We start from the raw sequence: 15,764 nt of genomic DNA on the forward strand, positions 1-15,764 counted from the left end.
AACGGCCCCGTGGAACATTCTGACATACAGGCAGCGCCCATCGTAAACGGCCTTTCGGTTGACGTGGAGGATTGGTTTCAGGTTGGCGCATTTGAAGATGTGATTGACCGGAGCGACTGGGATAATCTCGCTCTGCGCGTAGAAGATAATGTCGCGCGCATTCTTGATCTGTTTGATGAAGCGGGTGTGAAAGCCACCTTCTTCACGCTCGGCTGGGTTGCAGAGCGCGCTGCCCCGACAATGCGCCGCATTGCGCAAGCGGGCCATGAAATTGCGAGCCACGGATATGATCATGCCCGCATATTCACTTTGGACCGGAAAGAATTTGCCGCCGACATTCTAAGAACGCGTAAAATCCTGGAAGACACAACGGGCCAGCGCGTATCCGGCTATCGTGCGCCCAGCTTCTCCATCGATCAGCGCACGCCGTGGGCCTATGAAGAGCTGGCGGCGCAGGACTACGCCTATTCCTCCAGCGTCGCGCCGATTTTGCATGATCATTACGGCTGGCGCGATGCTCCGCGGTTTGCGTTCAAGCCCCTGCCAGCTTCGAACCTGATCGAGATTCCGGTCACGACAGCGATACTGCGCGGTAAGCGCGTCGCTGCGGGCGGGGGCGGGTTTTTCCGCGTGCTGCCCTATGCATTCTCGCGTTGGGCCATTCGTCAGGTCAACCGCGAAGAGCAGCGTCCGGCCATTTTCTACTTCCATCCGTGGGAAATTGATGCCGATCAACCGCGCGTGCCCGGTGCGCCGGTTAAATCGCGGCTGCGCCATTATACCAATCTTGACAAGATGGCGCCCAAGCTCACGAAACTGGCAAGCGATTTTTCGTGGGGCCGGATGGACCTGCTGGCATTTCGTGAAGCCGCTCTGGCGACCGATCTGGATAGCAATCTATATGCCCGCTCGGTCCACAGCGAGCCCGCATGAATGCGCCGTTCCCTTTGAGCAGCGAAAGCCTGTCTTTGGCTGATCTGCGCGATCCGGGCGAAGTTGCGCGGATAGAGGGTTTTGTTGCGCAAATGCGCGGCAGCCCGTTCCATCGACCTGCATGGCTGCATGCCATTGCTCGCGGAACCGGGCAGAAAGCCACCGGCATCGTCGCCGAGAGACGCGGGCAACTGACCGGCTGGCTGCCGCTGACCGAAGCGCATTCGCCGCTGTTTGGCCGCGCATTGGTTTCGAGCGGGTTTGCTGTTGATGGCGGGCCGTTGTCCGATACGCCCGATACCGCTATAAGCCTGTGCCGGATGGCGCAGGAATTGGCGCTGCGTTCATCATGCGCCAGCATCGAGCTGCGCGGCGGCCATGCGCCTGGCGACTGGAATAGCCGCGACGATACGCATTGCGGGTTTGTTACAGACCTCGCTGAAGATGATGCGCAGCAATTGCTCGCAGTGCCGCGCAAACAGCGCGCCGAAATCCGCAAAGGTCTGAAAAATGACTTGAAAGTCACTGTCGGTACGCTCGAACGGGACCGGGCTGCGCATTACGCAGTCTATGCGGAAAGCGTACGCAATCTGGGTACGCCTGTGTTTCCGCGCAGCCTGTTCAGCGCAGTGTTATGCGTGTTCGGCAAACAGGCCGACATACTCTCCATATGGGACGGCGATACACCTGTTGCCAGTGTCTTGTCGCTCTATGACCAGAACACCGTCTACCCCTATTGGGGCGGCGGGACATTCGCGGCACGGCACCTGCGCGCCAATGAACGGATGTATTATGAATTGATGTGCCACGCGCGAGGGCGCGGGATGGACCGGTTTGATTTTGGCCGTTCGAAAACCGGCAGCGGCCCTTATTCCTTCAAGAAAAACTGGGGCTTTGAACCTGAAGCTTTGATCTATTCAAGCTGGACTGCGCCGGGCCAGCACGCGCGCGATGTGAGCCCGGATAGTGAAGCCTATTCGGCCAAAATCGCGTTGTGGAAGAAGCTGCCACTGTCGGTCGCCAACAGAATTGGGCCGATGATTGCCAAGGGATTGGCATGATGGGGGACATTCTGTTCCTGGCTCACCGGATGCCTTTTCCGCCTGATCGCGGTGATAAGATCCGCTCCCACCATCTGCTTCGCGCACTGATGCGCCTGGCACCCGTCCATGCTGCATGTTTCGGCGATACCGATGCAGATTTTACGCATGAGGATGAACTGGCATCGGTCACCGCTTCGCATTGTCTGGTCCGCCGGTCAAAATCGATGGTCCGCGCCGGTATGGAAGCCCTGGCCAGCGGGAAGCCGGTGAGTTTGACCGCCTTCGCCCACGACGCCATCCATGATTGGGTTGAGCGTACCCTTCGCGCTCATTCCATCCAGACGATTGTCGTTTTCTCCGGCCAGATGGGCCAATATGTGCCCGCATCTTTCGAAGGCCGCGTCGTCATCGATTTATGCGATGTCGATTCTGCCAAGTTTGAAGCCTATGCGATAGATGGTTCTGGCCCGCGCAGCTGGATTGATGCGCGCGAGGGAAGACTGCTGGCCAAGGTTGAGCAGAGTTTATCAGAGCGCGCTGACGCCACGGTGCTGATCAGCGAAGCGGAGGCGGCGTTGTTCCGTTCGCGGCTGGATGATGCGCAGCGGCATCATATCACCGCAGTGCGCAACGGAATTGATTCGGGCTATTTTAATCCTGCGTCCGTGAAGCCGCAGCCTGAACTGGCCGCTTCACCGGGGCCGAATATCGTCTTTACCGGGCAAATGGATTACCCGCCCAATGTGGCTGCGGCCATGCGCGCGATCGACCGGATAGTGCCCGCTATACGCGCCTCGCACCCGAATGCGACAATCCATCTTGTGGGCCGTGCGCCGATTGCCAAATTGACCCTTCGCGATGGACAGCCAGGTATCCGCGTGTGGGGCGAAGTGCCCGACATGCGGCCGTTCCTGGCGGCAGCCGATATCGTGCTTGCACCACTGGAAATTGCGCGCGGGATCCAGAACAAGGTGCTCGAGGCGATGGCGATGGCGCGGCCCGTTGTCCTGTCGGCGGAGGCGGCGACCGGTATTGACGCGGTAGATGGCGAACATTTCGCCGTTGGCAGCGATGACCGTGCTCTCATCCGTAAAACTCTCGCATTGCTGGACGATGGGCCGGCGGCATTGCAGATGGCCGCTGCCGCAAGGCGCTATGTCACGGCCCAGCAAGGGTGGGATGCGATGCTCGCGCCATTGGCTGGACTGTGCGGATATGCACCCAATACGGGCCGCCGCAATGCCGCGTAATATCGCTATCCAAACATGGAATATCGGCAGCTGGCACACGGCATTGCCGGCGCGCTGGCGCACGCCCTTGCTCTGCCTTGCAGCTGTCTGGACGGCTCTATTGATCCTGACCGCTGGCGACTGGTGGGTGATGGCGGATAAATGGTGGAACGTGTCCACTTACAATCACATTCTTTTCGTACCGTTTATCGTCGGATGGATGGTTCACGCACGTAAGGATGATCTGTCCCAACTGGTGCCCCAGGCATGGTGGCCCGGGCTTGTTGCACTGGGCGGGGCACTGTTTCTGTGGTTGCTGGGGTCACTGGCCGGAGTGAACACCGTAAGCCAGCTGGGCGCAGTGGCCGCGTTACAGTCCGCAGTGGTGCTAGTGCTGGGCCCGCGCATCGCGGCGGCCAATCTGTTTCCGCTCGCCTATATGCTGTTCCTTGTGCCATTTGGTGATGAGCTGGTTCCCGCATTGCAGATGATCACGGCAAAGCTGGTGATTGCCCTGACGCAATGGAGCGCCATTCCCGCGATTATCGACGGCGTTTTTATCGATACACCTGCCGGGCTGTTTGAAGTCGCGGAAGCCTGCTCCGGCGTGAAATTTCTGATCGCGATGGTCGCGCTGGGCACGCTCATATCCTATAGCTGCTTCAGCAACTGGAAACGCCGCATTGTGTTTATGGGCGTGGCGACCGCTTTGCCCATTCTGGCCAATGGGGTGCGTGCCTGGGGCACCATCTATATTGCCCAGTCACAAGGTATCGCCTTTGCCGAAGGGTTTGATCATGTGGTATATGGCTGGGTATTCTTTGCCGTGGTCGTTGCCGCATTGCTGGCGGTGTTCTGGCCTTTCTTTGACCGTGATCCTGATGATCTGGGCGATGATTTTCCCAACATCGAACACTATGCCTGGTTCAGGCGGCTGCAATCCTGGACAATCACGCCCAGGGCTGCGGTAGGCGGGGCAGCTCTGCTGGTTGCGCTGATTGCGGCATGGAACATTTTCGCATCCAGGGTGGAAGCCGATTTGCCGGCATCAATTGCGCTGCCAGAGGTGCAGGGCTGGTCGCAGGTTCCATATACGCCCGATGTTCCCTGGGCACCGAAAGCCTCCGGCGCCGATCATCGCCTGCTCGGGCGGTATCAAAATGCTGCTGGCGAACATGTCGATATATTTATCGGGCTTTATTCCGCCCAGGAAGATGGGCGGGAGGCGAGCGCAAATGGCGAAGGCGCGCTGACTGCTGACACACCGTGGCGCTGGCTCGCGCCAGCAGCATCGTCGGCGCAGTTCAAGGGTGACTATCTGCTCGCCTATGGCCAATTGAAACGGCGCGTTGAAACATCCTATCATACAGGCGATCTCACCTCCGGAAGGGCGGTCGATCTCAAGCTTGCGAATATGCGTGACCGGTTGATGCTGCACGCCAGCCCGACAATGCTGTTCATTGCCTCATCCGAAGAGATAAACGGGCAAGTGCCCGCAGACGTGATTGCCGATTTCCGTCAATCCATCGGCGATGAGGGCGAATGGATGGACCGCATCGCCGGTCTTCGGTAGAGCCCGCAAAATGTGCGGAATTGCCGGTATCTTTCATTGCGGAACACCCAAACCGGTTGATCCGGCGCGGGTCGTCAAAATGTGCGATGCCATTGCGCATCGCGGCCCCGATGGTGCGGGCGTATGGACTGACTCCGGTATCGGTCTGGGGCACCGCCGCCTGTCCATTATCGATCTCGAAGGCTCCCCGCAGCCGATGCATTCTGCCGATGGCAATGCGGTAATCGTATTCAATGGTGAAATTTACAATTTTCGGGAACTGCGCCGCGAATTGGCGGCGCAGGGCGCTGTGTTCCGCACGGATGGCGACACCGAAGTTATTTTGGCTGCGTGGCAGCGGTGGGGTATCGATTGTCTCGACCGGCTCAACGGCATGTTCGCGTTCGCGCTTTATGACCGGCAGACCCGGGATCTGTTTCTTGCGCGCGACCGGTTGGGTGTGAAGCCGTTATTTATGGCCGAACTCAGCGATGGCAGCGTGGCTTTTGCTTCAGAACTGAAAGGCCTGCTTGCGCATCCATTATTACGGCGCAAGGCCGATCCGCTCGCGGTCGAAGATTACATGACGTGGGGTTACGTCCCCGATCACCGTTCCATCCTGAAAGGGGTTGAAAAATTGCCTGCCGGGCATTTCCGCTTGCTCAAACATGGCGCTCCGCCTGCTGCGCCGCGCCAATGGTGGGATGTTGATTTTTCTGGCCGCAAAAAAGGATCGATGGCTGATCTGTCAGCCGAGTTGCTGCACCACATGCGTGAAGGGGTCGCCTCGCGTATGGATGCCGATGTGCCCTTGGGCGCATTTCTTTCCGGCGGAGTGGATTCCTCCAGCGTCGTGGCATTGATGTCCGAGGCGAGCCGCGATCCGGTGACCACATGCTCGATCGGATTCGATGTCGCGGCTCTCGATGAAACCGGATATGCCGACAGTATCGCACAGCGATTTGCGACCAATCACCACAGCCGTATGGTCGCGCCGGATGATTTTCAATCGATTGACCGGCTGGCGGGTATATATGACGAGCCATTCGCGGACGCATCGGCCCTGCCAACTTTACGGGTGTGCGAGCTGGCGCGTGAGCACGTGACAGTTGCCCTGTCAGGCGACGGGGCTGACGAGGCATTTGCCGGATATCGCCGCCAGGTCTTCCACGCCCGTGAGGAGCAGGCACGTGCCATTGTGCCTGCGGGCTTGCGCGCAACGCTGTTTGGCGGGCTTGGCGCGATATGGCCAAAGGCGGATTGGGCACCGCGCCCTCTGCGGGCGAAATCGACATTACTGTCGCTCGCGGAAGACGGCGCAGCCGGGTATGCCCGCAGCCTGTCGGTCATCCCGCCGGAATTGCGTACCCAAATCTTCAGCGACCCGATGCATCGTGAATTGGCCGGTTACCAGGCCGAACAGCCGCTGATTGCGCTGATGCGCAATGCGCCTGCGCAAACCGGCCTGGACCGGGCGCAATATGCCGATCTGAAGTTTTGGTTGCAGGGTGACATATTGACCAAAGTTGACCGTGCCAGCATGGCGGTCGGGCTGGAGGCGCGCGAGCCTCTGCTTGATCACCGCCTGATAGAATTTGCCGCCGCACTGCCGCACAAGGCCAGAATTAAAGGAGCCCAGGGCAAGTGGCTGCTCAAGAATACAATGGAGCGGTATTTACCCAGCGACATTCTTTACCGGCCAAAGCAAGGCTTCGTAACGCCGATTTCACAGTGGTTTCGCGGCCCGCTGGCGGATCAGGCACGCGCCATATCAGCCAGTTCCGGACTTGCCCGGACGGGATGGTTCAATCCCCGCATTCTCTCCCGTCTGGCGGAAGATCACATTTCCGGCCAATCGGATCACGGACGGGTATTGTGGCAATTGATGATGCTGGACAAATCCATCCGGCATCTGGGTATTGAAGGATAAACAGCGCGCCGCACTGGGCCATGCACTATCCCTTTTCCGTCGCTGGAATGGCGCTCATCTGACTTTCACCATTATTCATTTGCCAAGGAAGCGGGGCCTGACTAGCCTTGGCAGCCAGCTTACCGATAATGCCCGGGGGGGGTCGCAAATGGATCGGATGACGGCAAGATTACCGCAGCTTGACGGTGAAATGATGGTTGCTGGACAAAACGCAGCATCATCAAAAGCGGGCGGTGACCGCGCTCTCATCGCGGACCCCGCTGGTCCTTCGACACCCGAGCTTACCACACCTGCATCGCTGCTTGCCCTGAAGGAACTGGATGTAGTGTATCAGGGCGATACGCAGACGCTGTGGTCCTACATGCGGCCAGCAGGACGGCCCAGCTTTACCCACGCCATGCTGTCCGACTTTGAACATTGGCAATCGCTTATCATGCAGCATTTTGGGCCGGGCAGGATTCCTTTGAAATTCCTGGTATTGGGCAGCAGAGCGCCGGGTGTGTTCTGTTTTGGCGGCGATCTGGCTCTGTTCCATGAATTGATCCAGGATCGCGACCGGTCCGGCCTTGAACGCTATGGCCACCGGTGCTGCGCGATCCTTCACCGCAATATGCAAACGCTCAATATGCCTGTGCTGACCATCGGATTGGTCGAAGGCTCGGCGCTGGGCGGCGGCTTTGAGGCCTTGCTCTCGTTTGATTATATTGTTGCAGAGCGTGACGCGACATTCGGATTGCCCGAGATTATGTTCGGTCTGTTTCCCGGAATGGGCGCGCATGCATTCCTGTCGCGCAAACTCGGCAGTGCGATGGCTGACCGGCTGATCGTGTCAAACAAGACGTACTCCGCCGAAGAAATGCATGAACTTGGTCTGGTGCATCACCTTGCGGAGAAAGGCGAGGGCCAGAGTGTATGCCGTGACTTTATCAAAAAGGCCGGACGGCGCCATGCGGGCATGGTGAATGCGCGTAAAGCGATGAAAGTGTCCTGGGGGCTGGAGCTGGAAGAACTCAACCGGATTACCGAATTATGGGCAGACGCTGCGTTGCAACTGAGCGAGCGTGATTTGAAAGTCATGGCGCGGCTTGCATCGGCACAGCAACGCCTGGCGGATGCCGCCTAGCAGCGTGCGCGTCAGGCCTGGTTCCTGTCAGCCAGACCGTGGCCCAGCGCCATATATTCGTCGCTTTGCATTTCCATCAACCGGCTGACGGTCCGCTCAAATTCAAAACTGCCATCGCCCGATTGATAGAGCCTGTCCGGGTCTTCGGCCGCCGTGACAAACAGCTTCACACGGTATTCGTATAGCGCATCGATCAAAGTGACAAAGCGCGCGGCCTCGTTACGGTCATCGGGCCCCATCACCGGTATGCCGACTATAATGACCGAATGATACGCCCTTGCGATAGCGAGATAATCACTTGCCCCGCGCGCATCCCGGCATAACCGGCTGAAGCTGAATACCGCCACACCTTTCAAGGCCCGAGGGACGTGCAACTCGCGTCCAACGCCAAGGTCCAGCTGTCCTGAAGGGACGTTTTGCGCATCATCGGGTGAATAGTCGGTCAGACGGAAAAACGCCTCACGTACCTGTGCGGTGGCTGCATCGCCCAGCGGTGTATGCCAGCTATCGATACCGGCCAGCCGTTCGAGCCGGTAATCGACCGGGCCATTGAGCGGTATCACGTCGAGCCTGTTGGCGATCAATTCGATAAAGGGCAGGAAATGTTCGCGGTTCAATCCGTCTTTATACAAATCTGCAGGCGGACGGTTCGATGTGGTGACGATGGTAACCCCTTCATCAACAATCAGTGCCCTGAACAGCCGGCTCATGATCATCGCGTCGGCGGAATTGTTGACCACCATTTCATCAAAGGCGAGGCAGCGGACATTGCTGGCGATTGTGGCTGCCACCGATGGGATGGGATCACCACGTTCTTTCTGGCGCTCGTCGCGCAGCAGGCTGTGCACTTCGAGCATGAAGGCATGGAAATGCACGCGCCGCTTTTCGGCAATCGCCAGCGTCTCGTGGAACAGATCCATCAGCATGGACTTGCCGCGGCCGACACCGCCCCACAAATACACCCCGCGCGGAGGCGGAGGAGCTTTGCCAAACAGTTTACCCAAAAACCCATTGGGGGTCTGCGCAGCCAATTCGTGACGCAATTGGGCCAGGCGCCGTGCTGCTGTCTGCTGCGCTGGATCGGCCCGTAATTCGCCTGCTGCAACGAGCTGTTCATACCGCGATACCGGCGAGGTGTTCATCGTTTTGATGAAGCCTTGCGGACCAGCCCGGAAAATGCGGCAACCAGATGGTCGCCTTGCACTACATCGCCGCGCAGAAACATTAGCCGGCCCGTTTCGCGCATCACCTCTACCACCGCATCGAGCGGTTCGGCGGGTTTACCGGCGCCGATGAATTGCGTGGAAAGTTCCAGGGTCACGGCCCTTCCGGCCTCGCTTTTGCGCAGGACGTGCATGGCACAGAACAGCGAAATATCGATCAGGGACAGCGTCACCGCACCGTGGATCATGTCCTGTAGATTGGTATGGCGATGTTCCGGCATCATCCGCAAGCGACATTTATCGCCTTCCTGCCGGACCATTAACGGGCCCATAACCTGCATGTTGAAGCGCGAATTGTCGGTCATATCCCACGTGAACCAACCGGGCTGGTTGGGGACCGGCTGATAGGTGAAAAAATCAGGCGGGGCGCGCATGAGGGCCAGCCAGCCGCGGTCCTAAATCGTCCGCTCGGCCATCATTTTCTTGGTCTCTGCAATTGCCTTGGCCGGGCTCAGACCTTTCGGGCAGACATTCGCGCAGTTCATGATCGTGTGGCAACGATAGAGGCGGAAGGGATCCTCCAGCTCATTCAGCCGGTCACCGGTCATTTCATCACGGCTATCAGCAAGCCAGCGATAGGCCTGAAGCAAAATAGCAGGGCCAAGAAACTTGTCGCTGTTCCACCAGTACGATGGGCAACTGCTGGAGCAACAGGCGCATAAAATACACTCATACAGACCATCAAGCTGCTCGCGCTGTTCGGGTGACTGCAGACGTTCCTTGCCGCTGGGGGTCGGCGTAACTGTCTGCAACCAGGGGCGGATCGAAGCATATTGGGCGTAAAAATGGGTGAAGTCAGGCACCAGATCCTTGATCACTTCCATATGCGGCAGCGGCGTAATGCGGATCTCGCCCGACATGTCTTCAATCGCCGATGTGCAGGCAAGACCGTTCTTGCCGTTCATGTTCATTGCACAGGAACCGCAAATGCCCTCTCGGCAAGACCTGCGAAATGTCAGTGTTGGATCAATTTCGTTCTTGATCTTGAACAGGGCATCCAGAACCATTGGGCCGCACTGGTCCAGATCAATATCAAATGTGTCGTAACGCGGGTTATCCCCGGTGTCGGGATCATAGCGGTAAATCTTGAACGATTTCACCCGGCCCGTAGTATTGGCGGCATGTTTGCGACCTGCGCCATTGATCTTTGAATTTTTCGGGAGAGTGAAAGTCGCCATTGCCGTATTGATCCTGTTACTCTGAACGCCCTATCTAACGGTTCCTGCCACGAGAGCAAGACAGCGATTGTTGAAGAGTTCGCCAGGGCTGTTGCCGCCCGTGCATGAGAAGGTCCGCGCAGCTTCAGCATCCCGGCCCGGCGCGGGCGAAACCGGGAACAGAGTGCATGTCTGAGGCGTCTTGCCCGTATGGATAAGGGTTCACCACAGCAATCGGCGATCAGCACCGCCGCAATATTCGGGGCCAGCGGCGGCATCGGGCGCGCTCTCGCCGAAACGCTCCGTCAGCGCGGTGTGCATGTTTGGGCGGGTTCACGCAGCACCCCTGATACCAAGCTATCCGGGGCGGCTGCTTTCCGCTTTGATCTGACTGATGAAAACAGCATCAAAGCAGCGGCCGGTCAGATGCGCGACAATCCGCCGCAACTGGTGATTGCGGCGACCGGTATTCTCACTCTGGCTGACGGGACCGGGCCGGAACGGTCATATCGCAAGCTTGATCCGCAAACAATGATGGAAGTGATACAGCTCAACACTGTAGGTCCGGCGATTATCGCCAAACACATGCTGCCGCTGTTGCCCCGTAATAGCCGCAGTATCTTTGCGGCCCTCTCCGCCAGAGTGGGATCAATTACCGATAATGGGCTTGGCGGATGGCATTCCTATCGCGCGTCCAAAGCTGCGCTCAACATGTTGCTGAAGAATTTCGCCATAGAATTGGGCCGTACGCATAAACAGGCGATCATTGCCGGGCTGCATCCCGGAACGGTAGACAGCGAATTATCGCGCCCGTTTCAAAGCAATCTGCCTGATGGACAGCTTAGCCGTCCGGGTGACGCTGCCAGTCAACTGCTTGATGTGCTGGATGGGCTTACCCCAGCGGATAGCGGCCGGATTTTTGCATATGACGGACAGAGGATTGCGCCGTGACGCCTCGTGACTGCTGCGGTGCCGTTCATCAATACATTGCTGAACCGCTGGTCTAGCCGCCTTCTCTGCGCAGCATGGCATACGCGATCAGTTTCCCGCGTTTGATATAGGCGGCCAATATCGTAGGGAAGGGTAATGGCGAGGCGCCTTCCATGATGCTGCGAAACTGCTCGATCAAAATGGACGTATCTTGCACATCACAGCCCGACGGCCCGGCCTTGCGAATGCGGCCGGCAATCTTGCAGAATTCCATCGCAATAAAATGACTGACTGCGAACCGCGTTTCGCTGAATGGCTGGTGTTTTTCGGCTTTGGCCAATGCCGCACCAAAACCGTCCAGGGCATGGGCAAGATCGAGATGCTTATCGACACGGAAACTGCCAGGCGTTCGGGTAATCCCGGCGAGAATGCTGCCGGGCCTGATCCTGTACTGAATGAGTGCGCGGCTGAGATGGTAATAGGTTTGCGCAGACAAAATCAGATACGGCATCGTGCCGATATCTTCAAACACCTTGCCGTCGGGAAAACGTAAACCGCCATTCCACAATCCGCGCTTGCTGATCCTGAGCCACGCATAGATTTTGCGCGATTCCAGTATTTTTGCCAGGAATATGTCAGGATCGGTTAAAACTGTTTCGCGGCGCCCTGTAAAGGCCCGCTTATACATGCGCCGTTTGCGGTAATCACCGCCAATAATATCGGGATTGTACAGCGCGGCCACGCGAGCGATGGCGGATATTGCGCCGGGCAGAATCGTGTCATCAGAATCAAGGAACCAGAGATACTCACCTCGCGCGGCATCGATCATCCTGTTCCGGGTCGCTGACAGCCCGCTATTGGAGGCATTATTCAGGACTGTCAGACGTGCCGGATACCGCGCAAGATAGTGTTGCGCGATTGCGTGCGTTCTATCGGTGGATGCATCATCACAGACAATGATCTCCACATCCGGGCCCGCCTGTTCCAATACGGAATCGAGGCATTCTTCGAGATATAGCTCCACATTATACGCAGGGATAAGAATACTGAGCCACGGTGTATCGCGGGTAAGCCCGGCTTTCGGCAATGTCATAGAATATCCAGTATTAGCGTAAGGCGGCGATGACGTTTTGCGTGTTTACATCAGTTCTGCAAGGACCGCGGCAGCCCGGTCAACCGAAGGCTGATCGCTTTTGTAATCGATCGTGTAGGAAAACAACCGATCCTGCGTTGCGCGATATCTCTCGGCAATCTGCGGCAAATCGGGCAATAGCGAAAGCAGTTCGGGCACCGATTGGACCACCGGACCGTTTTGCCAAAATGCGCGATTGGCGTGCTCATCGGGAAACGCACGGGAATGCGTATCAATGAAAAATGCCGGGCGGGGATGCAAAAGAAATTCATATATCTGGCTCGACATATCGCCAATATAGGCGTCAGCTGCCAGCGTATATGTCATGTCGAACAAGGCAGGACTATCAATATCGACCAGAATATTGGGCGCTGCCAAAGCAGCAGAGGGAATGTCCGGCCGAATACGCGCGGTCCGATATTCGAGCGAAATGTGTAATTTCTTGCGAAACAGCATGACATGCGGCGCAAAAATGAGATTGTAACGGTCTGGCATCGCGGCGAAGCTGTTCAATAATTGGGGGCCGCATTCGTACCATGATGAAAGCGTGGGGTCGAAATGCGGATTATAGACAAATGTTGGCCGGTCATTGTCAAACAGGGGCGCTTGCTGATCGAGGCGCAACGTATCGAATTTGGGATATCCGATAAGGTGGCATCGATCGGCCGAGGACAATCCGCGCGCCGTCATTTCATCGACAAGCTTTTGCCCGCTCAACAGCATATGGTCGAATTGTGACAAGGCAGGGTGATAGGCCACATTGCGGTCGCCCGATCCATGCGGAACATATATAAACTGCGGTGCCCGCGCGCCCATAGTGCTGACGAGCCGCCGCTTCAGCCTCAGACAGGTCCGTTCGGTCGAAACGATAGCATCCACCGATTGGAAGATATCCTGATTGCAGCGAAGGCGGGTCAGGCGTTTTGCCGGGAATAGCGCATTCGGCGCGGCAAGGGCGATGCCGAGTAATGGCGACAAAGACAGATCTGCCCACTCGATATATTGCTGTGCGTCAGCCGATATCAGCGCGCGAACCTGCGTCTCAATCTCTGGCGATCCGGTGGCCGCGACACACTGACAATGCGCGTATTTGCCAGCCAAAGCGGCCATAATGCCCGCAATATGTGCGGCCTGATGCGCTGCATCGTGGTTGAAAAGAAACATGATACGCATGGAGCAAGCTTTCAAATTCCATAACACGCAGCGGGTGGATCTAGTGCGGCCTACCCGTTTACCGGCCTCCACGTAAGCGTGAAAATGGCCGCAATTTGCCGGAACAATCCAGTCGGCATCAGAGGGGAGAGCAGCACCCTTGAGCCCAGGTGCTGGAACGCAGTCCTGCGATGAAAATCGCCCTTGTCGCGCTGCATGTTCTGTACCATGAGGCCGGTGATGTCAGATGGACAGACCTATAGCGCGCAATACACCTTACGGCGCATTGTCCAAAATGCCGGATGGCTGCTTGGCGGGAAAGGCTTTGGCGCGGTTAGCAGCCTGATATATCTGGCCATTCTATCGCGGTCCTTGGGGGTCAAGGATTTTGGGCACTTCGCTTTGATATTCGGTATAGCCCAGGCCATGGTTGCGGTCGCTGGTTTCCAGACCTGGCAGACAATCGTCCGCTTTGGTGCGCCGCATATCGCGCGAGGCGATTGGGCTGCATTCGGCCGAATTTCTGTGGCGGGGGCTATGATCGACGCTGTCGGAGCAACCACGGGCTGCGTGCTGGCCACGGTGACCATCATCGGGTTTGGCGATGCGCTGGAACTGAACCCGGACTATAAGAATATCGCGCTTGCGTTCATCTGCGCGACCTTATGGGCGAGAGTATCCGCCCCATACGGGGTTATCCGCGCGCTGGACCGGTTTGAACTGTCAGTATTGGTTGGATCGATAACCCCCGCGCTACGGCTGCTGGCTGCCATCCTGATCTGGCTGACCGAACCCACCGTTGCGCGGTTCCTGTTCGCCTGGGCCGCGATAGAGTTTCTGACGGCGTTTTCCATGTGGTTCGCCGCATGGCGGCTTCGACCGGATATCATCCGCTTTTCAATGGCCTTGCAGTGGCGCCAATTATTGGCCGAAAATCCCAGCCTGCTGAAATTTGTCGGTGTCACCTATTGCAGCACGTCAATACAGGCGGTGGTTCAGCAGGGTCCTTTGCTGGCCGTAGGGTATTTCTTTGGTACCAGTGCCGCCGGGGTATACCGGATCGCTGACCAACTCGCCAAAGGTTTGGGCAAACTCGCCGTGCTGATGTCCGATGCGATCTACCCCGAAGTGAACCGCCAGCTTCACACAGCGCCCGCTGCCGAATTTAGCCGCACTATCGCTAAAGTCAGTCTGGTGGTTGTCGCTATGGCCCTGTCCGTTGGCGCGCTGGCCGCATTTATGGGGTCGGATATACTGGTCCTGATTGCCGGAGAGGCATTCTCCAGCGGCGGGATAATACTGGTTCCGCTGGTTATTGCCGGATCGTTGGAATTGGCAAGCGTTGCCTATGAGCCGGCTTTGCATTCTCTGGGCAAGGCGCATTATCAATTGTGGGTCAGGCTGGTCGCTGCGGCAGCCCTGATCGGTACGGTTCTGATGATAGCCGACACGCAATCTCTGGCAGTTGCCTGGAGCGTCACTGCGGTTCAGGCGCTGGAATATCTTCTTCTTTCGGCGCTGATTTTCGGCTTGCTCAAGCGGCTTGATCGCCGCCCTGCGCGGCAATGAGTTTTTCTGCGCTCATATTGGCAGGATCGCGGGCGGGCGAGCAGGGCGCGGAGATATTCGGCGGAGCGGCGCACAAGGCCTTGATCGTGATAGATGGTCAGTCTCTGCTGGAACGGGTTTTCGCTGCGCTGAAACAGGCGGGGGCAACGCGCATTCTGATATCGTGTGATGAAGGGCCGGTGGCCGAATGCGCACGGCTTCTGGGCGGCGAGATTATCGCGCCCCGATCAGGGCCGAGCGGCAGCGTGCTGGCGGGATTTGAATACGCCGGACCGCCGCTGCTGGTAACGACTGCCGATCATGCTCTGCTTCGTGCCGACTGGGTTCGCGAAATAATAGGCCAGACACCGGCAAGCGCCGACATCGGCATCATGCTGGCCAAGCGGGAGGCTGTGGAGATGGCACTGCCGGGCAGCAAACGCACATATTTGCGGTTTGCCGATGGGCACTGGTCTGGCTGTAATCTGTTCTATCTCCGCCGCGCCAACGCGCAGGCTGCGATTGCCCTGTGGCAGCAGATTGAAGCAGACCGGAAGCGGCCACTCAGGATAGTCAGGCGGCTGGGTTTGGGTACCTTGCTAAGCTATCTGATTGGCCGGTTGACGCTCCAACAAGGTCTGACGACATTGGGCGCGCGGGTCGCAGTCGTGCCGGCCGTGATCGCCGCGAGCAATGGTTTGGCGGCGGTCGATGTCGACACGCCGCAGGATCTGGCTGACGTGAAGGCGCTGCTTGCGCAGGTGAAGGGTCAGGACCGGTCAATCGCGCGAGGCGCGGCGTCAAAATAACGA

Annotated in this window: 14 protein-coding genes; 9 read left to right on the forward strand and 5 right to left on the reverse strand. The window is 57.8% G+C overall.

The window, feature by feature from the left end:
• The first annotated feature begins 9 nt into the window (after positions 1–9).
• The 6 genes from WA922_RS10135 (at position 10) to WA922_RS10160 (ending at position 7,810) form a co-directional block, all read left to right on the forward strand.
• Positions 10–933 carry an XrtA system polysaccharide deacetylase gene (locus WA922_RS10135; RefSeq protein ID WP_424771581.1) on the forward strand — a complete coding sequence of 308 codons (924 nt, stop codon included), beginning with the start codon at positions 10–12 and terminating at the stop codon, positions 931–933.
• Positions 930–1,994, forward strand: a complete 1,065-nt coding sequence (locus tag WA922_RS10140; RefSeq protein WP_424771582.1) for a FemAB family XrtA/PEP-CTERM system-associated protein — start codon at positions 930–932, stop codon at positions 1,992–1,994. The genes WA922_RS10135 and WA922_RS10140 overlap by 4 nt, the downstream gene beginning before the upstream one ends.
• Positions 1,991–3,226: a TIGR03087 family PEP-CTERM/XrtA system glycosyltransferase gene (locus tag WA922_RS10145; protein WP_424771583.1), complete on the forward strand. Its 1,236-nt coding sequence runs from the start codon at positions 1,991–1,993 to the stop codon at positions 3,224–3,226. Before WA922_RS10140 ends, WA922_RS10145 begins: the two co-directional genes overlap by 4 nt.
• Positions 3,216–4,778 carry an exosortase A gene (gene xrtA / locus WA922_RS10150; RefSeq protein ID WP_424771584.1) on the forward strand — a complete coding sequence of 521 codons (1,563 nt, stop codon included), beginning with the start codon at positions 3,216–3,218 and terminating at the stop codon, positions 4,776–4,778. Before WA922_RS10145 ends, xrtA begins: the two co-directional genes overlap by 11 nt.
• Positions 4,779–4,788: 10 nt before the next feature.
• Entirely contained in the window at positions 4,789–6,687 is a 1,899-nt protein-coding gene (locus tag WA922_RS10155) for an XrtA/PEP-CTERM system amidotransferase (protein ID WP_424771585.1), read from the forward strand.
• Positions 6,688–6,844: 157 nt separating this feature from the next.
• The gene (locus WA922_RS10160) at positions 6,845–7,810 is read left to right on the forward strand and encodes a crotonase/enoyl-CoA hydratase family protein (RefSeq protein ID WP_424771586.1); all 966 of its coding nucleotides are present in this window, start codon (positions 6,845–6,847) and stop codon (positions 7,808–7,810) included.
• Positions 7,811–7,821: 11 nt separating this feature from the next.
• On the opposite strand, the gene zapE is transcribed toward WA922_RS10160, so the two are convergent.
• The 3 genes from zapE to WA922_RS10175 are packed head-to-tail and all read right to left on the reverse strand — an operon-like array spanning position 7,822 to position 10,211.
• Positions 7,822–8,952, reverse strand: coding sequence for a cell division protein ZapE (zapE, locus tag WA922_RS10165; protein ID WP_424771587.1), 1,131 nt, complete (start codon positions 8,950–8,952; stop codon positions 7,822–7,824).
• Entirely contained in the window at positions 8,949–9,407 is a 459-nt protein-coding gene (locus tag WA922_RS10170) for a PaaI family thioesterase (protein ID WP_424771588.1), read from the reverse strand. Before WA922_RS10170 ends, zapE begins: the two co-directional genes overlap by 4 nt.
• A gap of 21 nt (positions 9,408–9,428) precedes the next feature.
• The gene (locus tag WA922_RS10175) at positions 9,429–10,211 is read right to left on the reverse strand and encodes a succinate dehydrogenase iron-sulfur subunit (RefSeq protein WP_424771589.1); all 783 of its coding nucleotides are present in this window, start codon (positions 10,209–10,211) and stop codon (positions 9,429–9,431) included.
• 189 nt (positions 10,212–10,400) lie between these two features.
• Here WA922_RS10175 and WA922_RS10180 point away from each other — a divergent pair, with 189 nt between their 5' ends.
• A complete protein-coding gene (locus WA922_RS10180; protein WP_424771590.1) occupies positions 10,401–11,141 on the forward strand; it encodes an SDR family NAD(P)-dependent oxidoreductase in 741 nt (246 codons plus the stop codon).
• A 52-nt stretch (positions 11,142–11,193) separates the two neighbouring features.
• On the opposite strand, the gene WA922_RS10185 is transcribed toward WA922_RS10180, so the two are convergent.
• Positions 11,194–12,213, reverse strand: a complete 1,020-nt coding sequence (locus WA922_RS10185; protein ID WP_424771591.1) for a glycosyltransferase family 2 protein — start codon at positions 12,211–12,213, stop codon at positions 11,194–11,196.
• Positions 12,214–12,258: 45 nt separating this feature from the next.
• Positions 12,259–13,425, reverse strand: a complete 1,167-nt coding sequence (locus WA922_RS10190) for a hypothetical protein (protein WP_424771592.1) — start codon at positions 13,423–13,425, stop codon at positions 12,259–12,261.
• 219 nt (positions 13,426–13,644) lie between these two features.
• Here WA922_RS10190 and WA922_RS10195 point away from each other — a divergent pair, with 219 nt between their 5' ends.
• Both WA922_RS10195 and WA922_RS10200 read left to right on the forward strand, forming a co-directional pair.
• Positions 13,645–14,973, forward strand: coding sequence for a lipopolysaccharide biosynthesis protein (locus WA922_RS10195; protein WP_424771593.1), 1,329 nt, complete (start codon positions 13,645–13,647; stop codon positions 14,971–14,973).
• A complete protein-coding gene (locus WA922_RS10200; RefSeq protein WP_424771594.1) occupies positions 14,970–15,761 on the forward strand; it encodes a nucleotidyltransferase family protein in 792 nt (263 codons plus the stop codon). Before WA922_RS10195 ends, WA922_RS10200 begins: the two co-directional genes overlap by 4 nt.
• The last annotated feature ends 3 nt before the right edge of the window (positions 15,762–15,764 follow it).

The sequence above is a fragment of the Pontixanthobacter sp. genome (assembly GCF_049682855.1).
Taxonomy (GTDB): domain Bacteria; phylum Pseudomonadota; class Alphaproteobacteria; order Sphingomonadales; family Sphingomonadaceae; genus Pontixanthobacter.